This is a genomic window from Pantoea sp. X-Soil-ISGK-275, assembly GCF_059730795.1.
The window spans coordinates 4127592-4148219 of record NZ_AP035976.1 but is presented as its reverse complement, the minus strand read 5'-3'; the positions used below and the strand labels follow the sequence as shown (position 1 = coordinate 4148219).

Here is a 20628-nt window from a genome sequence, read left to right as displayed (position 1 = left end):
CCTTTGTAGGGCGCGGAAAATCAGGTAGAGTTTGTCGCGTAGGGTACAGAGGTAAGATGTTCTATCTTTCAGACCTTTTACTTCACGTAATCGGATTTGGCTGAATATTTAGCCGCCCCAGTCATTTATGACTGGGGCGTTTTTTATTGGGCTTTTTCGCAAAAGCCGCAACAAAATTACTCTGCTGTTTCTTCGCCGTCGCCTTCTTGCGCAGGCTCCAGTTCGCTAAACCAGCTGTCCAACTTCTTACGCACAATATCAACGCCCATCTTCTTCAGTGACGAGAACATTTCTACCTGCACATCACCGTTAAAGGCCAGCGACGCTTCGCGTACCATCGTCAGCTGTGCTTTACGCGCGCCGGATGCCAGCTTGTCGGCTTTGGTCAGCAAGACCAGCACGGGAATCTGGCTCTGTACAGCCCATTCAATCATGTTCTGATCAAGGTCTTTCAGCGGATGGCGTATATCCATCAATACTACCAAGCCTTTCAATGCCTGGCGTTTCTGTAAATATTCCGCCAGAGACTTTTGCCATTTGCGCTTCATCTCTTCCGGAACCTGGGCATAGCCATAACCGGGTAAATCGACCAGACATTTACCTTCAACCACTTCAAACAGGTTAATCAACTGAGTACGACCTGGCGTTTTACTGGTACGTGCCAGACCTTTCTGGTTAGTGATGGTGTTCAGCGCGCTGGATTTGCCTGCATTCGAGCGCCCGGCAAAAGCAACTTCAATACCCACATCCGCCGGTAAATGGCGAATATCCGGGGCGCTGAGCATGAAATGGGTCATGTGATAGTTCAAAGCAGACAAAGTGAAACTCCAGCAAAATGAATCGGGCAATTGGGCTGATTATACCTGTAATGGCGCAAAAGTGCCCGATAGCGTCTAAACGCGTCATTTTGTAAGAGATCTATGATTTTTACTGCCAGCGATTACCGCTTCATGGAATATTAACAATGATTTTAGGCATTTAATTTCAATGGGTTGAAGTGTTTGTAGGAAATACCACTCTAAAATAGAGACAAGTCTCACTTGTTGATTTTACCTATTAGTCTACATTTGTTGTCAGTGCACGGCAGCACCCATCAGGATGATGAGCTCAGGAGTGTCGGGGATGACCAAGAGCATGGCGGGAAGCGATTCAGGCAGGAATCGAACAAGGACAGGGATTAATCGCAGGAGCGATGTGGCGATGGAGCAACCGGGACGTTGTGAGCCGTAAAGGATTTATTCAGTGTTTCCTTCGTATGAAGGTGCGATAAAAGGCGATAGCATAGGCTATCGCCTTTTTTCTTTGCTTACTTTCTGCTAGATTTCGCCGCAATTCTATACTGAACTCACAAAGCATCGCCGAGACCGGACACCATGAAGCAACCTGCATCAGCCCCGCGTGGCAAACCTGCTGCGAAAGCCAAACGCAAATCGCGTGAAGACCTTAATCAGGAAGCGCGCGATCGCAAACGCGATAAAAAGCATAGCGGCCACAAATCTGGCAGCCGCGCTAATCCGGAAACGCAAACCGCTGGCAAAGGTCAGGGTAAAAAAGCTCAGGATCCACGCCTGGGCAGCAAAACGCCGATCGCATTAGTCGCTGATGGTAAAACCCAGCCGGCGAAAAAGCCTGAAGCGAAGCCAAAACCAAAAGCGGAAAAAGTTCGCCTGACGCCGCAAGAAGAGCTGGCGAAGCTGGAAAATGACGAACGTCTGGATACGCTGCTGGATCGACTGGAAAACGGTGAAACCTTAAGTGGCGAAGATCAGGCCTGGCTGGATCAAACCTTAGACCGCATTGACGAGCTGATGGAAACGTTAGGCATCGCGCTGGATGACGAAGCGGAAGATGAGCAGGCTGAAGAAGATATGATGCGCCTGCTCAAAGGCAATTAAGGCCAATTTTGATCGGCATGCGTTTTCGCGCATGCCGTGCTAAACAGGTATTCACCTATGTTTTGGCCTGGATCAATTTTCGCGCTGCTACTGACATGTTATCTGATCTGGTTATTGTTTAAACTACGCCGCCTGTCGCGTCTGAAGTCGCGTTTACGTCGGCGTTCAGCCCATCGCTTCGTCCACTCTTCTGCTACGCGGCCCTCTCTCAGACGACGTCACCGTAAGGAGTGAGCATGTCATCGCAGCAGATTGATTGGGATCAGCGCCTCATCGAAAAATACAATTACGCTGGCCCACGTTATACCTCTTATCCCACCGCGCTCGAGTTCAGTGAGAACTTTGGTGAGGCAGATTTTCAGCACGCCGTGCAGCGCTATCCCGATCGTCCGTTATCGCTGTATGTGCATATCCCGTTTTGCCATCGTCTTTGCTACTTCTGCGGTTGCAACAAAATCGTGACGCGCCAGCTGCATAAAGCCGATCGCTACCTCGATGTGCTGGAGCAGGAGATCCGCCAGCGTGCGCCCTTATTTGCGGGGCGCAGCGTCACTCAGCTGCATTGGGGCGGCGGTACGCCGACATTCCTCAACCAGCAGCAGGTGAGCCGGTTGGTGGCGCTGCTACGCGATCATTTTACCATTGCCGATGATGTCGAAATGTCGATCGAGGTTGATCCGCGTGAAATCGAACTGGAGATGATCGATCATCTGCGCGCGGAAGGTTTCAATCGCCTGAGCATGGGCGTGCAGGACTTTAATAAAGCGGTGCAGGAGCGCGTGAATCGCGTGCAGGATGAAGAAACCATCTTCGCGCTGGTGCAGCGTGCGCGTGAGCAGGGCTTCCGTTCGGTTAGCCTCGATCTGATTTATGGTTTGCCGCTGCAGACACCGGAAAGCTTCGCCTTCACCTTACAGCGCGTTATTGCACTTAATCCCGATCGCCTCAGCGTCTTCAACTATGCGCACATGCCTACGTTGTTCGCTGCGCAGCGCAAAATTAAAGATGACGAGCTGCCAGGCGCGGCACAGAAACTGCAAATCCTGCAGAAAACCATCGCCACCTTAACCGGCGAAGGTTACCAGTTTATCGGCATGGATCACTTCGCGCGTCCGGATGATGAACTGGCGGTGGCACAACGCGCCGGCGAAATGCATCGTAATTTTCAGGGCTACACCACGCAGGGCGAAACCGATCTGCTCGGTTTGGGCGTGTCGGCCATCAGTATGTTGGGCGACAGCTATGCGCAAAATCACAAAGAGTTGAAAGCCTATTACGCAGAAGTCGAGCAGCGCGGCAATGCGCTGTGGCGCGGGCTCACGTTGAATGACGATGATGGTTTGCGCCGCGATGTGATTAAAGCCTTAATCTGCAATTTCTCACTGGATTTTGCCGCGATAGAAGCACAATACCCGATAGAGTTTGAACGTTATTTTGCCGAGGATTTAGCGCTGTTAGCGCCGCTGGTGGCGGATGGATTAGTGCAACAGCGCGGTCGCAGCCTGCACGTTACTGGCGTCGGGCGTTTGCTGATTCGAAACATCTGTATGTGCTTCGATGTGTATATGCGCCAAAAGGTGCGCATGCAGCAGTTCTCGCGAGTGATATAAAAAAGGGGAGCTCATTCGCTCCCCTATATTAACACGCACAACGTGCGCGTTATTCCATTCCCAGCTCTTTCAACTTACGCGTCAGGGTATTACGTCCCCAGCCGAGCAAGCGTGCCGCTTCCTGTTTGTGCCCTTGCGTGTGACGCAGCGCAGTGGTGAGCAGGGTGCGCTCCATCTCCGGCTGTGCTTCCGACAACAGGTTTTGATGACCGGAACGCAAGGCGCGATCTGCCCACTGCGCCAGCAGCGTGGCCCAGCTGTCCGGTAACGACTGCACCGGATTGTCTGGCGTGCTGGATTCAAACAGTTCAGGCGGCAGATCCTGAATCAACACTTCCTGGCCCGCTGCCATCACCGTCAACCAGCGACAGGTATTTTCCAGCTGGCGCACGTTACCGGACCAATGCAGACGCGTCAGCGCGGTTTCGGTTTCCGGATGCAGAATCTTCGCTTCCACGCCTAACTCACGTGCAGCGACCTGCAGGAAGTAACGCGCCAGGCGCGGAATATCTTCGCGGCGTTCACGCAGCGGCGGCAGATGAACGCGAATCACGTTAAGACGATGGAACAAGTCTTCACGGAATTTGCCTTCCTGCACGCGCAGCTCAAGATTCTGATGGGTTGCCGCGATAATACGCACATCCACTTTCACCGGCGCATAGCCGCCAACGCGATAAAACTGGCCATCGGCCAAAACGCGTAACAAGCGGGTCTGCACATCAAGCGGCATGTCACCAATTTCATCGAGGAACAGCGTGCCGCCATCGGCCTGCTCAAAACGTCCCTGACGAATCTGGTTCGCACCGGTAAATGCGCCTTTCTCGTGACCAAACAGCTCTGATTCAATCAAATCTTTGGGTATCGCCGCCATGTTCAGCGCGATAAAAGGGGACTTCGCACGCGGACTATGACGATGCAGCGCATGTGCCACCAACTCTTTACCGGTACCGGATTCACCGTTGATCAGCACGCTAATTGAGGAGCGTGAAAGACGACCAATGATGCGGAACACATCCTGCATGGCCGGCGCTTCGCCGATAATGTCGGTGGTTGGGCCGCTGACGGGCTGATTACGCGGCTGCTGCTGTTCCTGATAATGGCTAATCGCTCGCTCAACCAGCGCCACCGCTTCATCAATATCAAACGGCTTTGGCAGGTAATCAAACGCACCTTGCTGATAAGCACTGACGGCGGCATCCAGATCGGAGTGCGCGGTCATAATGATCACCGGCAGCATCGGATGACGCTGCTTAATCTGTTTCAGCAGCGTAAGTCCATCCATGCCAGGCATACGAATGTCTGACAATAATACGTCTGGGGTTTTGCTTGCGAGCGCGTCCAATACCTCGTTAGCGCTGTCAAAGGTTGCACAGCTCAAACCGGCTCCAGTGAGTGCCCTTTCAAGCACCCAGCGGATGGAGCTATCGTCATCGACGATCCAGACTATCCCTCGTTGCATAGAAACCTCACTGGCGAATAGGCAGGTAAACCGAGAATTCGGTGTGTCCTGGCCAACTGTTAAATTCTATTTTCCCTGAATGCTGATCGATCAGGCTACGGGCGATGGACAGACCTAAACCGGTGCCGCCTTCGCGTCCGCTAACCATCGGATAGAACAGGGTGTCTTGTAGCTGGGCCGGAATCCCTGGGCCATCATCTTCAATATCAATACGTGCAACTAAACGATAACGCGTGCCGTGCAGCGTGAGCTGGAAGGCCGTACGCGTGCGAATCACAATGGTACCGCCTTCATCGCCCAACGCTTGCAGCGCGTTACGCACCACATTCAACAGCACCTGTTCAATCTGGTCGGGATCGTGCGGCAGTTCCGGCAGGCTTGGATCGTAATCACGCACCAGCGAGACGTTATCCGGCAACTCCATCGACACCAGATTCACCACGCGCTCGGCGACCTGATGAATGCTTTGCGTTACGTGCAAGCCCGGCTGTTGCGGGCCGAGCAGGCGATCGACCAGATTACGCAGTCGATCGGCTTGCTCAATAATGATGCGTGTATATTCATGCAGGGAAGGATCGGGTAACGCGCGAGTCAGCAACTGCGCGGCACCACGTAATCCTCCCAGCGGGTTTTTGATTTCATGCGCCAGGCCGCGCACTAAATCGCGGGCCGCGACCTGCTGAGCATGCTGAATTTGTTCCTGGCTAAGACGACGTTGATTATCCATCGGCGCCATTTCCAGCAGAATAAAGCCATCCGGTAAGCGCTGTGCCGTGAGCGACATAATGTGCGCGCGGCCATCGACCACCAACGTGACTTCGCTATCGGTAAAGCCCTGGCCAGCTCCGAGACTCTCGCTCATCACCTCAATATTCAGCGAAAAATAGCCGGTTAATTCCGGTAATGGCGTGCCGAACAATTTACGTGAGCTTTGCGCCAGTAATTGCTGAGCCGCCGGATTGGCGTAATGGATAACTAAATCGTTATCGACCAGCAAAATACTGTTGATCAGGGAGTTGAGAATCTGCCCCGCGTCGGGCAGCGTGCCAGTTGCCATACAGCGTTCCTCTGCACTAATTTAGTGCATTATAGCCTTTCAGGACGGAAATCTGTGCTTCGAACCATGAATGCGCGGAGAAAAAAGCCCATCCGGAGATGGGCTAAAGTTTCCACGGCAATATAAAATCTTCGGCGTCTTTTACACCGCCGCTGCGTTGGCTGCACTCGTTCACCCGAGTCACTGAGTTATCTCAGCTCCCCGGGATTCTCTCGATTGCCGCCTTGCGGCGATGCAAAATCCGCGAATCTTTAATGCTGATTAAACGCTGTAGTACAGTTCGAACTCAACTGGGTGCGGAGTCATACGCACGCGGTCAACGTCTGACTTACGCAGTTCGATGTATGCATCGATAGCGTCATCAGTGAACACACCGCCACGGGTCAGGAACTCGCGGTCTTCGTTCAGTGCGTTCAATGCTTCTTCCAGAGAACCTGCAACTTTTGGAATCTCAGCTTCTTCTTCCGGAGGCAGGTCATACAGGTTTTTGTCCATCGCATCGCCAGGGTGGATCTTGTTGATAACACCATCAAGACCGGCCATCAGCAGCGCGGTGAATGCCAGGTATGGGTTAGCCGCTGGATCCGGGAAGCGTGCTTCGATACGACGTGCTTTCGGGCTAGCAACCACTGGGATACGGATAGAAGCAGAACGGTTACGGGCAGAGTAAGCCAGCATAACGGGCGCTTCGTAGCCTGGGACCAGACGCTTGTATGAGTTGGTGGTTGGGTTCGCCAGGGCGTTAATCGCTTTAGCGTGCTTAATGATACCGCCGATGTAGAACAGAGCAGTTTCAGACAGGCCGCCGTACTTGTCGCCAGAGAACAGGTTCACGCCGCCTTTTGACAGGGACATGTGGCAGTGCATACCAGAACCGTTATCACCGAACATTGGCTTAGGCATGAAGGTTGCAGTTTTGCCGTACGCGTGAGCGACGTTGTGCACCACGTATTTGTAGATCTGAATTTCGTCAGCTTTTTTGGTCATGGTGTTGAAGCGGGTTGCCACTTCGTTCTGACCAGCAGTCGCTACTTCGTGGTGATGTGCTTCAACCACCAGACCCATCTGCTCCATGGTCAGACACATGGCAGAACGGATGTCCTGTGCTGAGTCAACCGGTGGCACTGGGAAGTAACCGCCTTTCAGACCTGGACGGTGACCTTTGTTACCGCCTTCGTACTCTTTACCGGTGTTCCATGCGGCTTCGATATCGTCGATAGCAACGTGTGAACCTGAAGTAGAAGAACCGAAACGGATGTCATCGAACAGGAAGAACTCTGGCTCTGGTCCAAACAGCACGGTATCCGCGATGCCTGAAGAACGCAGGAACTCTTCTGCACGCTTAGCAATGGAGCGTGGGTCACGGTCGTAGCCCTGCAGTGTGCCTGGCTCAAGGATGTCGCAACGGATGATCAGGGTCGAGTCTTCGAAGAACGGATCCATTACTGCAGTGGTTGCGTCCGGCATCAGCACCATGTCTGATTCGTTAATGCCTTTCCAGCCACCGATGGAGGAGCCATCGAACATTTTGCCTTCTTCGAAGAAGTCAGCGTTAACCTGGTGAGCAGGGATAGTAACGTGCTGTTCTTTACCTTTGGTATCGGTAAAACGCAGGTCAACAAACTTAACTTCATGCTCGTTCATCATCGAGAGAACGTGTTCAGCGGACATACTCAACTCTCCTGGAAATGGTCATTATCGTCATGGTGAGAGAACTTCGTTGCCGGGAATGTGTCATGACTGCTGACCATTCCTAACCAAAGATCTCGGCAAGCTCTATCAACCGTTTTATAACTGTCGTTTTCGCTTAAAATATATAAAGCGAATTCTGTGCCAACTTTATGACAATGGTGAAAATGGCGCTACAATGCGCCCTTTCGTGAGTCGAAGGCTGCACCAGGATGGATTGCATGCATCGTAATGGTGCATCATAGGTGAAGTTAAGCACTAAATTGGTGCAAATTGCCATCGCAGTGCAGATTAATGCACCGTAAACGGTGCTAAAAACCAGCGCTACGAGAAACTTTCGGCGAAATCTGTGATCATGTTCAGTCTTCCGCTTAATCCGTGTACAATACCGCGTTATTTCTATAATGCCTGAGGCAAAGCTGTGATCGAAAATTTGCGTAACATCGCCATCATCGCGCACGTTGACCATGGTAAGACCACCCTGGTTGACAAGCTGCTCCAACAGTCCGGTACTTTTGATGCTCGTACCGAAGCGACTGAGCGCGTAATGGACTCCAACGATTTGGAGAAAGAGCGTGGGATTACCATCCTCGCAAAAAACACCGCCATCAAATGGAATGACTACCGTATCAACATCGTTGATACCCCAGGACACGCCGACTTCGGTGGTGAAGTGGAGCGCGTCATGTCCATGGTGGATTCGGTGCTGCTGGTTGTAGATGCGATGGATGGCCCTATGCCGCAAACCCGCTTCGTAACCAAGAAAGCATTTGCTCATGGTTTGAAGCCGATTGTGGTTATCAACAAAGTTGACCGTCCGGGCGCGCGTCCTGATTGGGTTGTTGATCAGGTATTTGACCTGTTCGTTAACCTGGATGCGACTGACGAGCAGCTGGACTTCCCGATCATCTTCGCTTCGGCGCTGAACGGTATCGCGGGTCTGGAACACACCGACATGGCTGACGACATGACCCCGCTGTATCAGGCGATTGTTGACCACGTTTCTCCACCTCAGGTTGAAGTTGAAGCGCCACTGCAGATGCAAATCTCGCAGCTGGACTACAACAACTATCTGGGCGTGATCGGCATCGGCCGCATCAAGCGCGGTACCGTGAAGCCGAACCAGCAAGTCACTATCATTGATAGCGAAGGCAAAACCCGTAACGGTAAAGTCGGTAAAGTGCTGGGCCACCTTGGTCTGGAGCGTATCGAAAGCACCCTGGCAGAAGCGGGCGACATCATCGCGATCACCGGTCTGGGCGAGCTGAACATCTCTGACACCATCTGCGACACGCAGAATGTGGAAGCGTTGCCAGCCCTGAGCGTCGACGAACCAACCGTAACCATGTTCTTCAACGTGAACACCTCACCGTTCTGCGGTAAAGAAGGTAAGTTCGTGACTTCGCGCCAGATTCTGGAGCGTTTGAACAAAGAGCTGGTCCACAACGTGGCACTGCGCGTTGAAGAAACCGAAGATTCGGATGCGTTCCGCGTTTCTGGTCGTGGTGAGCTGCACTTGTCAGTTCTGATCGAGAACATGCGTCGTGAAGGTTTCGAGCTGGCGGTATCCCGTCCGAAAGTAATCTTCCGTGAGCACGAAGGCCGTAAGCAGGAGCCATTCGAAAACGTGACCCTCGACATCGAAGAAACCCACCAGGGTTCTGTGATGCAAGCGATGGGTGAGCGTAAAGGCGACCTGAAAAACATGGATCCAGATGGCAAAGGCCGTGTACGTCTTGACTACATGATCCCAAGCCGTGGTCTGATCGGCTTCCGTAACGAATTCATGACCATGACTTCAGGTACCGGTCTGCTGTACTCCACCTTCAGCCACTACGACGACGTTCGTCCAGGCGAAGTGGGCCAGCGTCAGAACGGCGTGCTGATCTCAAACGGTCAGGGTAAAGCGGTCGCGTTCGCCCTGTTCGGTCTGCAGGATCGCGGTAAGCTGTTCCTGGGTCACGGTGCGGAAGTATATGAAGGCCAGATCATTGGTATTCACAGCCGTTCTAACGACCTGACAGTAAACTGCCTGACCGGTAAGAAACTGACCAACATGCGTGCGTCAGGTACTGACGAAGCCACCACTCTGGTTCCACCGCAGAAAATGACGCTGGAACAGGCTATCGAGTTCATCGATGATGACGAACTGGTAGAAGTGACTCCGTTGTCAGTCCGTATTCGTAAACGTCACCTGACCGAGAACGACCGTAAGCGTTCTTCTCGCGGCAGCAAAGAGTAAGCGAAACAGTCTGATATTGAGCCCCGCACTTGCGGGGCTTTTTTATGCCTGCAACCCGCTGCAACGCTCGCTTAATGAAATTTGGCTCCGCCTCCAGATTACTGATTTCCCGCCTTTCGTCCCTGTTCAGCTCCCACTTTTGCCGCTAAAGTGAATGATCCAGGGAACGAAAAGGAGAGGCGTCATGCTGTACATCTTTGATTTAGGCAATGTGATTGTTGATATCGATTTCAATCGTGTGCTCGGCGTCTGGAGCGATTTGGGGCGCGTGCCGTTATCCACGCTGCAAAGTCGTTTCCGCATGGATGAGGCTTTTGAGCAACACGAACGCGGTGAAATCAGCGATCCGGAATTTGCTGCACGTATCTGCGACCAGCTGGATATCGCGCTGAGCTATCCGCAATTCACCGCTGGCTGGCAGGCGGTCTTTGTCGGCGTACGTCCGGAAACGCTGGCGATCATGAACAAGCTGCGTGCCAATGGCGAGCGCGTGGTGATCCTGTCCAATACCAATCAGCTGCACTTCGAGTTCTGGCCAACCCAATATCCCGATGTTCAACAGGCGGCCGATCATCTTTATATGTCGCAGGATATCGGCATGCGTAAGCCGGAAGCGCGCATCTATCACTATGTGCTGCAGCACGAAGGTTATCAGGCCAATCAGGCGGTGTTTTTCGATGATAACCAGGCCAATATCGACGCTGCGCGCGCGCTTGGTATTGAAAGCGTGCTGGTGGTTGATGATAAAACCGTGCCGGACTGGTTTGCGGGTCGTCTCTGAGTGCTGAACCAACGACATCTGCGCCACTCGGCGCATGCCTTTTATTTGTGGGTAAAACTGCTGTGGCGACGCATTGACGATGACAACATGACGACGCAGGCGGGTAATCTCGCCTACGTTTCATTGCTGGCATTGGTGCCGCTGATTGCCGTGGTGTTCGCGCTGTTTGCTGCTTTTCCGATGTTCTCGGATATCAGCGTGCAGTTGAAGAACTTCATTTTTACCAACTTCATCCCAGCAACGGGCGACGTGATTCAGCGTTATCTCGACCAGTTCGTCGCCAACGTCAATAAGATGACGGCGATTGGTATTGTGGGGTTGATCGTCACCGCGTTGCTGCTGATGCATTCGGTGGATAGCGCATTAAACGCCATCTGGCGCAGCGATAAGCCGCGTCCGATGGTCTATTCGTTTGCCGTTTACTGGATGATCTTAACGCTCGGGCCCCTGCTGGCGGGCGCAAGCTTAGCGCTCAGCTCCTATCTGTTATCGCTGCGGTGGTTGAGTGTGACAGGCGTAACCAGTCTGGTTGATCAGCTGCTCCGTATTTTCCCGCTGTGCCTCTCCATCCTCGCTTTCTGGCTGCTGTATAGCATTGTGCCGACGCGGCGCGTGCCCACGCGTGATGCACTGATCGGCGCGATCGTTGCCGGATTGCTGTTCGAGCTGGGCAAAAAAGGCTTTGCGCTCTATGTTACGATGTTCCCTTCGTATCAGTTAATTTACGGCGTTCTGGCGGTCATCCCCATTCTGTTCCTTTGGGTCTATTGGTCGTGGTGTATTGTGTTGTTAGGCGCGGAAATCACCGTCACGCTGGATGACTATCGCCAGCTAAAACAGCAGGAACGCGAAAAAGAACGTGAGGAAACATGATTGCTTTGATTCAGCGCGTCAGCCGCGCCAGTGTTAGCGTTGACGACGCGACAGTGGGCGAAATTGGCAATGGGTTATTGGTGTTATTGGGTGTGGAAAAGGGCGACGACGAACAAAAAGCGCAGCGTCTAACCGAGCGCGTGCTGGGCTACCGCATCTTTGCGGATGAGAATGACAAAATGAATCTCAATGTGCAGCAGGCGGGTGGTAGCGTGCTGGTGGTGTCGCAATTCACTCTCGCCGCAGATACCAATAAAGGGATGCGTCCCTCTTTCTCTGGCGGCGCAGAACCGGCGGAAGCCGAGCGCCTCTATGCATACTTTAGCGATTGCTGCCGAGCACAGGGCGTGACCACCGCAAACGGGCGCTTCGCCGCCAATATGCAGGTTTCGTTAGTAAACGATGGTCCGGTGACCTTCTGGTTACAGGTGTGAGGTTTTCAGCCGAGCGGCAAGGACTTAGCCACGCAAGCTCCGAACGAGAGAATCACTTTATGTATCATCTTCGCGTACCGCAAACGGCGGAAGAGCTGGATATGTATTACCAGTTCCGCTGGGAAATGTTACGAAAGCCGCTGCGTCAGCCGCAGGGTTCTGAGCGTGATGCCTGGGATGCGCTGGCACATCATCAAATGGTGGTGGATGAGCAGGGCAAACCAGTGGCGATCGGTCGTCTGTACATCAACGCTGAGAACGAAGCGGCGATTCGCTTCCTTGCCGTGCATCCTTCCGTGCAGGGCAAAGGTCTTGGCACGCTGGTGGCGATGACGCTGGAATCGGTTGCGCGTCAGGAAGGAGCGAAACGCGTCACCTGTAGCGCGCGTGAAGACGCGGTCGAATTCTTCGCCAAGCTTGGATACGTCAATCAGGGTGAAATCACCGCGCCGCAAACCACGCCGGTGCGCCACTTCCTGATGATCAAACCGGTCGTGACGCTTGACGATATTCTGCATCGCGCCGACTGGTGCGGACAGCTGCAACAAGCCTGGTATGAGCACATCCCGTTGAGTGAAAAAATGGGCGTGCGCATTCTGCAATACACCGGGCAGAAATTCGTTACCACCATGCCCGAAGCGGGCAACCAGAATCCACATCACACCTTATTTGCGGGCAGCCTGTTCTCGCTCGCCACGCTAACCGGTTGGGGCTTGATTTGGCTGCTGCTACGCGAGCGGCATCTCGGTGGCACCATTATTCTGGCGGATGCGCATATTCGCTATAGCAAACCAATAAGCGGCCGTCCGGGCGCAATTGCCGATCTCGGCTCGCTCAGCGGCGATCTTGACCGTTTGGCGCGAGGCCGCAAAGCGCGCGTGCAGATGGAAGTGGAGTTGTTTGGTGATGATGAGTTGGGCGCGGTATTCGAAGGCGTGTATATCGTCTTGCCCGCCGATTCGGACGGGGCGCTGGAAGAGGGTGGTTCCGGCGCTCGTATCAACTAACACGTAGGGTCGCCATTCATGGCGACCTTTCTATTTTACCTTACTGAACCTGCCCGCCCCGCATCGTCTGCTGCACCGACTGTGCATCGGTAGTCACTGACAACGTACCCTCCACGCTGGGGCGCAGCGGCGCGCTGGCGTTCAACGAGCCTTTCACCTGCAGCTGCAAATTACTGTTGCCGCTCAACTGCAGCGTTGGCCAACCCCAATTTCCCAGCACGTTTGCCGGCACAGCCTGACCTTTCAGATTCAGCGTCAGCGGACGTTGCGCATCCTGCCCAACCGTTGCAGAACCTTCCAGTAAACCGCTGCCGTTAAAGGCGCTCAACTCCGTTACCTGAATCTGCTGGTCATTGGCATTCAGCGCAATGGATGGATGGCGCAGATCGGTGCGATTGAAGGTGGCTTCAGCCGCGTTGAAGCTGGCTTTACCGGCCCAGATTCCCCACTGATGTTGACGTGCCAGCAGCAGGTTATCCGCGCTGCCATCCAGTGACGTCATCTGGAACGGGAACGCCGGATTGATATCAATAATCAGGTTACGGTTGGCGGTAGCGCGGGTTATCAGCACGCTATCCAGCCAATCCGGTAAGGTTTGCTGCCAGCGTTCACGCCAGTTTTGCGGCAAGGTATATTCCAGCCCGGCGATCGCCAGTTCATCCAGCGTTAAACGCTTGTCGCTGCGCGACCAGTTGCCGCTGGCGCGCACCACGCCATTCACCCAACGCGAACTGAACTGCGTCAGCGCGATGCCCTGCGCCGAAAGGTCGGCATTGACGATAGGATCGTTGAGCTCAAAGCCACCGTTAATGAAATTCCCGGCGTTCATGGAGAGAGAGCCGCCATCGCTTTCCCAATCATCGCCGCGCAGCGTGACATTTTTCAGGGTTAAATCGAGATCGGTCACCGCCCAATCCGGTCCTTGCAGGCGTGCATCGGTCATATCCAGACGGTTGATGCTCACTGAAGGCACATCGCGCAGCGGATTGAGGAAGTCGCCCAGGCTTTGATGGGTTTGCAAACGGATATCGTTGAGGCGCAGTTGGTCGATCTTCCAGTTACCCTGCGCATCACGTTCGGCGTTGCCGGTCATCGAACCACGCGCCAGATCGGCACCGATATTGCTCAGCACCAGACGACGTTGCTTAATGCTGCCCTGCAGCAAGACGTTATTGCCCGGCACACCATCCAGCGTCAGAGTGCCGGCGCTGATCTGGAACTGCGCATCGCTGCCCAGCACGTCGTTAGGCAGCGGTTTCCACGGCAGAAGACCGCCGTTCACGCGCTGAGCGGTCATCGGCAACGCGCTATGCGGATTCTCAATGCGCACGTTATTCAGCTGCAGGCGATTGGCCTGAATCGGCAGCGTGGTATCGGGCGCTTGATTAGCCAGATTGATTTCACCGTCGCGTATTTCGATGCTGTTGAAGTGCAGCGGATCGCTGAACTGAACCAGCGCAAGGCCGAGATCAACGCGTTTCGCCACCAACACGGCGGGCTGGCCATCATGGCCAAAGCTGAAGTCATCGAGAATGATGTGCGAAGGAGAGGAGAAGCCGTGCTCAATCTTGCTGAGAGAGAGATGCCAGGCGGTTTTATCGCTTACCCAGCGGCTAAACCAACCCGCGCCCCATTGTGTTTGCAGCAACACATACAGCACTACCAGCGCCAGCAGAATTAGCAGCAGTAAGGTAAGGAAAAACTTGCCTAAAAATTTCATCGCACTCATCCATCCCGATATTTATCCGGTGAGTGGTTGTTATGCCTGAATTACCGTTACAGCTCAACAGCCTGGATGTAAATGCGGATAAATATCAGGCAGGCCGAAGCCTGCCGTCTGGATTACTTTTCTTGCGGGAAGATCAGGTTCAGCACGATGGCGGTAATACCACCGGCCGCAATGCCAGATGAAAGCAGGGTTTTCAGCCAGTCTGGGGCAAATTGCAGAATCAGCGGCTGCTGAGAAACGCCCAAACCGACCGCCAGCGACAGCGCGATAATCATGATGGCACGACGATTCAGCGGCTCGCGTGAAACAATGCGCACGCCAGACGCGGCGATGGTACCGAACATCACAATGGTTGCACCGCCCAGCACCGGTTCCGGAATGTGCTGCACAAAACCGCTCACGGCCGGGAACAGGCCAAGCACGATCAGCATCAGCGCCACGACAAACCCCACATAGCGGCTGGCAACGCCGGTAAGCTGAATCACGCCGTTATTCTGGCCAAAACAGGAGTTCGGGAAAGTATTGAACAGCGCCGAGACAAAGGAGTTAAGCCCGTTTGCCAACACGCCGCCTTTCAGACGCTTCATATACAGCGGACCACTCACCGGCTGCTCGGAAACATCAGAGGTCGCGGTGATGTCGCCAATGGTTTCCAATGAGGTCACCATAAACACCAACATCAGCGGAATCAGCAGATTCCAGTCAAAGCCCAGCCCATAGTAGAGCGGCGATGGCACGGCTATCAGCGGCTGATCGGCTGTCATGCTGGTGGCAGGCAGCATATCCAGCGCCCAGGCCAGCGCATAACCTACCGCCATCGCGATCACCAGCGAAGCCACGCGCAGATAAGCATTACGCTGGCGATTAAGCAGGATAATCACCACCAATACCGAAGCCGCCAGCAATAAGTTTTTCGGGGCACCGAACGTGTGATCGCTCATCGCAGCAAAGCCGCCGCCGATGGAGGTCAAACCGACCTGAATCAGCGACAGGCCAATAATCATCACCACAATGCCGGAAACCAGCGGCGTAATGATGCGGCGCGCCAGGTGCAGCACGCGTGACAGCACCATTTCGGTACACGACGCCACCATCAGCGTGCCAAACAGCGCCGCCATCATGGTTGGTACATCAACGCCGCCGTTTTTCAGCGCCATACCGCCCATGATCAGCGGCGTGACGAAGTTAAAACTGGTGCCCTGAATCGACAACAGGCCGGAACCCACCGGTCCCCAGGTTTTGATTTGCAGAATGGATGCCACGCCCGAGGCAAACAGCGACATGCTGATGATGTGCTGCGTATCCTGCGCCGGTAAACCCAGCGCCTGGCAAATTAATAGCGCGGGCGTAATCACCGCGACAAACATCGCAAGCAAATGCTGACAGGCAGCAAACAAGGTTTGCGGTAATGGTGGACGGTCTTCGAGGCGGTAAATCAGTTCACTTTTCGGGCTTGCAGCGCTGGCAGGCTGGCGAGTTTCAGCGGTGTTGACGGACATAGTGGACGTTCTCAATTACAACAAAGGGGCGATTTTAAACGGTTGCGTTGTGAAAGCAATCGTTTGCAATGCCCCTTTTTACTTCCGTTGATCTAGAGCGTAAACACCGTGCGGCAGCGGCTGTCATCTTCCTGCCACGCCAGGGCGACGTCACTCAGCGGGCGCATCTGGAAGGCGATGGAAAAATCGCTCTCAGCGGCGGCCGTCAGCATTTCACCGATACAGGCGATCAACGCTTTATCCGACACGCTGCCGAGGCCGCTGCCCATTAATGTCAGCCCGGAGGAGCGCAGCAGTTTGCTGTGCAGGGTAATTTCCTGTCCGCTCAACGAACCGATTTGGACAAAGCGCACCGTTTTCTCTCCGCCCGCCACGGCGGCCTGCATGATATCGAGCGCACTCTGGCCCCAAAGATAATCCAGCACCACATCAATGCCTTCTTTCATCAATGCCGGTAACGCGCCCGGCAATTCATCCAGCGTGAAAGTGAGGTCAGCACCCTGCGCGCGCAGTTGATCCAGCGCGGCGCGATTGCGGCCGGTAGCGATGATTTTTCCTGCGCCCAGATGCTGCGCGATGCGCACCGCTAAACCGCCCGACGTGCCAGTTGCGCCATTGATTAATACGGTTTCACCGGCGCGCAGCTGAGCACGTCGGGTTAATGCTGCCCAGGATGACATGCCCGGATTCGCCAGCGCGGCGGCCAGCACCGGATCCAGTGTGGCCGGCAACGAAACGATGCTGTCGGCGGGCACTAAGGTTCTTTCCGCCATGCTGCCCCACTGCGCATCAAAAGCGAGAAAGTAAACCGGATCGCCATTGCTCAGCGTGCCGGTACCATCAATGCCGGTAATAAAGGGATAGTGCGCGGCCGCGCTGTAATGGGTACCGGCGGCGCGTGCTTTCGCTAGCTGGCTGACGGCGGCGGCTGTTACTGTCACCACCACATGGCTTTCATCAGCCTGCGGTTCAGGGAAATCACCGTAAACCGGCAGTTCACCTGCCGCGGAAACAATCGCTGCTTTCATGCTTTCACCTTCAGTTAAGTGGAAACTATGTGTAATATGCACACATTAGGCTTGCCTCGGGATAACGTCAATGAAAAGTGTGCAAAATACACATAATAGTGCAGCATTCGATGATCTACATAATGCGCTGCTGATGATTGTTGGAACCTTCAACCGTCCGCAACGTGATGAATTACTGATAAAAGAGTCGAATATTCAGCTCGATCGCGCGCTGTTTCCTCTGCTGATTCAGATCGGTCGCTTCGGCCCAATTGGCGTGGTCGAACTGGCGGAGCGTGCCGGGCGTGATTACACCACGGTGAGTCGTCAGGTGGCGAAGCTGGAGGAGTTAGGGTTGGCGCAGCGGCAGAAAAACGCCAAAGACAAACGGGTGAATGAAGCGGTGATCACGGCGGCAGGTAAAGCGATGACCGACAAGATCGATGCGGCGCGCGCGCAGATCTATCAGAACCTGTTTGCCAGCTGGTCGGATGAAGAGCGCGCCGAGCTGGCGCGTCTGCTGCAGAAATTTGTCGGGGATTTTATGGCTATCGATAAAGCGATAACGTCAGATTAAGCGTTGCTGTAGCGCTCGGTTTCCGGCAGCCAGCGCTCAATCAGTGCCTGCGCCTGCTCGGGATAGTGCTGGTGGATATGACGCGCCACGCGCTGAACTTCGGGAATCATGCCCTGATCGCGCAGCAAATCCGCCACTTTAAACTCGGCGTTGCCGGTTTGACGTGTGCCGAGCATCTCACCTGGACCACGAATCTCCAGATCGTGCTGAGCAATCACGAAGCCGTCGTTGCTATCGCGCAGCACCTGCAAACGCTTCTGCGCGGTTTTGCTGAGCGGCGCTTTGTACAGCAACACGCAGTGTGAGGCGACAGCACCACGGCCCACGCGGCCGCGCAGCTGATGCAGCTGGGCCAAACCGAGACGTTCCGGGTTTTCGATAATCATCAGGCTGGCATTCGGCACATCCACGCCCACTTCGATAACCGTGGTGGCAATCAGCAGCTGGATTTCATTGGCCTTAAACGCCGCCATTACCGCCTGTTTTTCGGCGGGCTTCATGCGGCCGTGCACCAGACCAACCTGCAAATCGGGCAGGGCCACTTTCAGCTCTTCCCACGTTGCTTCCGCAGCCTGCGCTTCCAACACTTCCGACTCTTCAATCAGCGTACATACCCAATAAGCCTGACGTCCTTCGTGACAGGCACTTTGCACGCGGGTAATGATCTCACTGCGGCGGCTATCGGGAATCGCCACCGTGGTGACCGGCGTACGGCCTGGCGGTAATTCGTCGATGGTGGAGGTATCGAGATCGGCGTAAGCGGTCATTGCCAGCGTGCGCGGAATCGGCGTGGCGGTCATGATCAGCTGATGCGGATGGAAACCTTGTTCCTCACCTTTTTCCCACAAGGCTAAGCGCTGATGTACGCCAAAGCGGTGCTGTTCATCGATGATTACCAGCGCCATGCCGTTGAATTTTACCTGCTCCTGGAACAGCGCGTGGGTGCCGACCACCATCGCGACCTGGCCGCTGGCGATCGCTTCCTGCTGTGCTTCACGCGCTTTGCCTTTCTGCTTACCCGCCAGCCAGCCCACTTCGATTTCCAGCGGTGCAAACCACTGGCGGAAATTGTTGGCATGCTGCTCGGCCAGCAGTTCAGTCGGCGCCATCAGCGCCACCTGTTTGCCGTGCGCGATGACGTTCAGTGCCGCCAGAGCGGCCACCAGCGTTTTGCCGGAGCCAACATCGCCCTGCACCAAGCGCATCATCGGAAAATCGTTGGCCAGATCTTTTTCGATTTCGGCCACCACGCGTTTTTGCGCACCGGTTGGCGAGAAGGGCAGCGCCGCCAGCAGCTGATCAACCAGCTCGTGGCGCGCCGTCATCGGCAGCGCATGATGGCGCTGCGCACCGGCGCGTACCGCCAGCATGCTGAGGTTATGTGCCAGCAGCTCCTCCAGAATTAAACGTTTTTGTGCCGGATGGCGGCCGGTTTCCAGCTCGCTCAGACGCAAATCCGGCGGCGGACGATGCAGCGTTCGCAGGGCATCCGGCAGGCTAATCAGCCCGCCGCTCAGTTCTGACGGCAGCAGCTCGGCAATCGGGCAGCTTTCCAGCAGCGTCAACGCCTGATCGGTGAGATTGCGCAGTGTCGCCTGACGAATGCCTTCGGTGGTGGGGTAAACCGGCGTCAGGGTTTCCTGCAGCTCAACGCCGCCTTGTTCGCCCTGCACGCGATACTCGGGATGAATGATTTCAGCGCCGCGCTGACCGCGTTTAATCTCGCCATAGGCGGTGACGCGACGGCCCGGCGACAGGCTGTTTTTCATCCCGGCATTGAAATTGAAGAAGCGCATGGTCAGCATGCCGCTGCCATCGCTGATCTGGCACACCAACATGCGGCGGCGACCAAATGTGATTTCGCTGTTCAGCACTTCACCTTCCACCGTGGCATAAACGCCCGGCAGCAGGTCATTGATTTTATACAGTTGGGTGCGGTCTTCGTAGCGCAGTGGCAGATGCAGCAGTAAATCCTGAATGGTAAACAGGCCAAGTTTGGCCAGCTTGCCCGCCTGACTGGCGCCGACGCCGGTCAGGGTACTGAGCGGGATGGCATCCAGCAGACGGCCTTTCATTTTCTACCTGTCGATTGCATGGTGGCCCACCAATCGGCGTCGGCTTCCACTTCGCCCTGGCCATTGATGTACGGATAAGGCAGATTTTTTTGCTTGGCGACGCGCGCCAGCACAGGATAACCGCCTTCGAACAGCAAGCGCTGTTGCTCATCTTCATCCAGCAGGCTGTAAGTGCGCTGATACATGCCGGCGTTCTGTCGCTGACGTTGCGCTTCATACAGAATAAGTGCGGAAGCCACCGAGACATTGAGCGACTGCACCATGCCGACCATCGGCACAATGATGTCCTGATCGGCCAGCGCCAGCGCTTCAGCAGTAATTCCGGTTTTTTCCTGCCCCATCAGAATACAGGTCGGTTTGGTGTAATCGATGTCGCGAAAATCTACCGCTTTGGCCGACAGATTGGTCGCCAGCACCTGCATGCCTTCATCTTTCAGATGACGCACCGCATCTGCAATATGCTGATGCGTTTTAACTTTCACCCAACTGTTGCTGCCCGCCGAAGCAGAAACCATGGTGCGCATTCGCACGCTTGGCCAGACAGCGTGCACTTCATGAATGCCCACCGCATCGGCGGTACGAATCACCGCCGAGACGTTATGCGGTTTATGCACCTGTTCCATGCAGACGGTGAGATCGTGCTGGCGCAGGGCCAGCATCTCCTGAATTCGGGCAAAACGTTGAGCGTTCATGG

18 protein-coding genes are annotated in these 20628 nt (G+C 54.8%); 9 read left to right on the top strand and 9 right to left on the bottom strand.

Annotated elements, in window-relative coordinates; genetic code table 11:
- Nucleotides 1-56 precede the first annotated feature (56 nt).
- The gene (gene spfP, locus AC6I8A_RS19325; RefSeq protein WP_071892919.1) at nt 57-104 is read left to right on the top strand and encodes a small protein SpfP; all 48 of its coding nucleotides are present in this window, start codon (nt 57-59) and stop codon (nt 102-104) included.
- 72 nt (nt 105-176) lie between these two features.
- Here spfP and yihA read toward each other — a convergent pair whose 3' ends face one another.
- Nucleotides 177-818, bottom strand: coding sequence for a ribosome biogenesis GTP-binding protein YihA/YsxC (yihA, locus tag AC6I8A_RS19320; protein WP_008109805.1), 642 nt, complete (start codon nt 816-818; stop codon nt 177-179).
- A 555-nt stretch (nt 819-1373) separates the two neighbouring features.
- Here yihA and yihI point away from each other — a divergent pair.
- Nucleotides 1374-1895, top strand: a complete 522-nt coding sequence (gene yihI, locus AC6I8A_RS19315; RefSeq protein ID WP_008109804.1) for a Der GTPase-activating protein YihI — start codon at nt 1374-1376, stop codon at nt 1893-1895.
- A gap of 236 nt (nt 1896-2131) precedes the next feature.
- Nucleotides 2132-3505 (top strand): oxygen-independent coproporphyrinogen III oxidase, encoded by a 1374-nt coding sequence (gene hemN / locus AC6I8A_RS19310; protein ID WP_497818922.1) that lies wholly within the window; start codon nt 2132-2134, stop codon nt 3503-3505.
- Nucleotides 3506-3554: 49 nt separating this feature from the next.
- Here the strand turns inward: hemN and glnG are convergent, their stop codons facing one another.
- The 3 genes from glnG to glnA form a co-directional block, all read right to left on the bottom strand.
- Nucleotides 3555-4964 carry a nitrogen regulation protein NR(I) gene (glnG, locus tag AC6I8A_RS19305; RefSeq protein ID WP_256697870.1) on the bottom strand — a complete coding sequence of 470 codons (1410 nt, stop codon included), beginning with the start codon at nt 4962-4964 and terminating at the stop codon, nt 3555-3557.
- 7 nt (nt 4965-4971) lie between these two features.
- Nucleotides 4972-6021 (bottom strand): nitrogen regulation protein NR(II), encoded by a 1050-nt coding sequence (gene glnL, locus AC6I8A_RS19300; protein ID WP_008109798.1) that lies wholly within the window; start codon nt 6019-6021, stop codon nt 4972-4974.
- 261 nt (nt 6022-6282) lie between these two features.
- Nucleotides 6283-7692 (bottom strand): glutamate--ammonia ligase, encoded by a 1410-nt coding sequence (gene glnA / locus AC6I8A_RS19295; RefSeq protein ID WP_256697869.1) that lies wholly within the window; start codon nt 7690-7692, stop codon nt 6283-6285.
- Between the two features lie 439 nt (nt 7693-8131).
- On the opposite strand from glnA, the gene typA reads away from it, so the two are divergent.
- The 5 genes from typA to fabY all read left to right on the top strand — a co-directional run bounded on the left by typA (nt 8132) and on the right by fabY (nt 13047).
- The gene (typA, locus tag AC6I8A_RS19290; protein WP_008109794.1) at nt 8132-9952 is read left to right on the top strand and encodes a ribosome-dependent GTPase TypA; all 1821 of its coding nucleotides are present in this window, start codon (nt 8132-8134) and stop codon (nt 9950-9952) included.
- Between the two features lie 184 nt (nt 9953-10136).
- Nucleotides 10137-10733 carry a glucose-1-phosphatase gene (gene yihX / locus AC6I8A_RS19285; protein ID WP_312183931.1) on the top strand — a complete coding sequence of 199 codons (597 nt, stop codon included), beginning with the start codon at nt 10137-10139 and terminating at the stop codon, nt 10731-10733.
- 3 nt (nt 10734-10736) lie between these two features.
- Nucleotides 10737-11606, top strand: coding sequence for a virulence factor BrkB family protein (locus tag AC6I8A_RS19280; RefSeq protein WP_154183215.1), 870 nt, complete (start codon nt 10737-10739; stop codon nt 11604-11606).
- Complete coding sequence (gene dtd / locus AC6I8A_RS19275) at nt 11603-12040, top strand: D-aminoacyl-tRNA deacylase (RefSeq protein ID WP_436332915.1); 438 nt, start codon at nt 11603-11605, stop codon at nt 12038-12040. Before AC6I8A_RS19280 ends, dtd begins: the two co-directional genes overlap by 4 nt.
- Nucleotides 12041-12099: 59 nt before the next feature.
- Nucleotides 12100-13047 carry a fatty acid biosynthesis protein FabY gene (gene fabY / locus AC6I8A_RS19270; RefSeq protein WP_008109787.1) on the top strand — a complete coding sequence of 316 codons (948 nt, stop codon included), beginning with the start codon at nt 12100-12102 and terminating at the stop codon, nt 13045-13047.
- 40 nt (nt 13048-13087) lie between these two features.
- Here fabY and AC6I8A_RS19265 read toward each other — a convergent pair whose 3' ends face one another.
- The 3 genes from AC6I8A_RS19265 to AC6I8A_RS19255 all read right to left on the bottom strand — a co-directional run bounded on the left by AC6I8A_RS19265 (nt 13088) and on the right by AC6I8A_RS19255 (nt 17303).
- Nucleotides 13088-14767: an AsmA family protein gene (locus AC6I8A_RS19265; RefSeq protein WP_256697864.1), complete on the bottom strand. Its 1680-nt coding sequence runs from the start codon at nt 14765-14767 to the stop codon at nt 13088-13090.
- 122 nt (nt 14768-14889) lie between these two features.
- Nucleotides 14890-16275: a nucleobase:cation symporter-2 family protein gene (locus tag AC6I8A_RS19260; RefSeq protein WP_497818921.1), complete on the bottom strand. Its 1386-nt coding sequence runs from the start codon at nt 16273-16275 to the stop codon at nt 14890-14892.
- 92 nt (nt 16276-16367) lie between these two features.
- Entirely contained in the window at nt 16368-17303 is a 936-nt protein-coding gene (locus AC6I8A_RS19255; RefSeq protein ID WP_256697862.1) for a quinone oxidoreductase family protein, read from the bottom strand.
- A 70-nt stretch (nt 17304-17373) separates the two neighbouring features.
- On the opposite strand from AC6I8A_RS19255, the gene AC6I8A_RS19250 reads away from it, so the two are divergent.
- Nucleotides 17374-17859, top strand: coding sequence for a MarR family winged helix-turn-helix transcriptional regulator (locus AC6I8A_RS19250; RefSeq protein WP_265303097.1), 486 nt, complete (start codon nt 17374-17376; stop codon nt 17857-17859).
- Here the strand turns inward: AC6I8A_RS19250 and recG are convergent.
- Both recG and trmH read right to left on the bottom strand, forming a co-directional pair.
- Nucleotides 17856-19934 (bottom strand): ATP-dependent DNA helicase RecG, encoded by a 2079-nt coding sequence (gene recG, locus AC6I8A_RS19245; RefSeq protein WP_479486379.1) that lies wholly within the window; start codon nt 19932-19934, stop codon nt 17856-17858. The genes AC6I8A_RS19250 and recG overlap by 4 nt on opposite strands.
- Nucleotides 19931-20626, bottom strand: coding sequence for a tRNA (guanosine(18)-2'-O)-methyltransferase TrmH (gene trmH / locus AC6I8A_RS19240; protein ID WP_497818920.1), 696 nt, complete (start codon nt 20624-20626; stop codon nt 19931-19933). The genes recG and trmH overlap by 4 nt, the downstream gene beginning before the upstream one ends.
- Nucleotides 20627-20628 lie beyond the last annotated feature (2 nt).

Coding starts and splice junctions, on each gene's coding strand:
- yihI (WP_008109804.1), top strand. CDS start 1,374: ATGAAGCAACCTGCATCAGCCCCGCGTGGCAAACCTGCTGCGAAAGCC.
- hemN (WP_497818922.1), top strand. CDS start 2,132: ATGTCATCGCAGCAGATTGATTGGGATCAGCGCCTCATCGAAAAATAC.
- glnG (WP_256697870.1), bottom strand. CDS start 4,964: ATGCAACGAGGGATAGTCTGGATCGTCGATGACGATAGCTCCATCCGC.
- glnL (WP_008109798.1), bottom strand. CDS start 6,021: ATGGCAACTGGCACGCTGCCCGACGCGGGGCAGATTCTCAACTCCCTG.
- glnA (WP_256697869.1), bottom strand. CDS start 7,692: ATGTCCGCTGAACACGTTCTCTCGATGATGAACGAGCATGAAGTTAAG.
- yihX (WP_312183931.1), top strand. CDS start 10,137: ATGCTGTACATCTTTGATTTAGGCAATGTGATTGTTGATATCGATTTC.
- dtd (WP_436332915.1), top strand. CDS start 11,603: ATGATTGCTTTGATTCAGCGCGTCAGCCGCGCCAGTGTTAGCGTTGAC.
- fabY (WP_008109787.1), top strand. CDS start 12,100: ATGTATCATCTTCGCGTACCGCAAACGGCGGAAGAGCTGGATATGTAT.
- AC6I8A_RS19265 (WP_256697864.1), bottom strand. CDS start 14,767: ATGAAATTTTTAGGCAAGTTTTTCCTTACCTTACTGCTGCTAATTCTG.
- AC6I8A_RS19260 (WP_497818921.1), bottom strand. CDS start 16,275: ATGTCCGTCAACACCGCTGAAACTCGCCAGCCTGCCAGCGCTGCAAGC.
- AC6I8A_RS19255 (WP_256697862.1), bottom strand. CDS start 17,303: ATGAAAGCAGCGATTGTTTCCGCGGCAGGTGAACTGCCGGTTTACGGT.
- AC6I8A_RS19250 (WP_265303097.1), top strand. CDS start 17,374: ATGAAAAGTGTGCAAAATACACATAATAGTGCAGCATTCGATGATCTA.
- recG (WP_479486379.1), bottom strand. CDS start 19,934: ATGAAAGGCCGTCTGCTGGATGCCATCCCGCTCAGTACCCTGACCGGC.
- trmH (WP_497818920.1), bottom strand. CDS start 20,626: ATGAACGCTCAACGTTTTGCCCGAATTCAGGAGATGCTGGCCCTGCGC.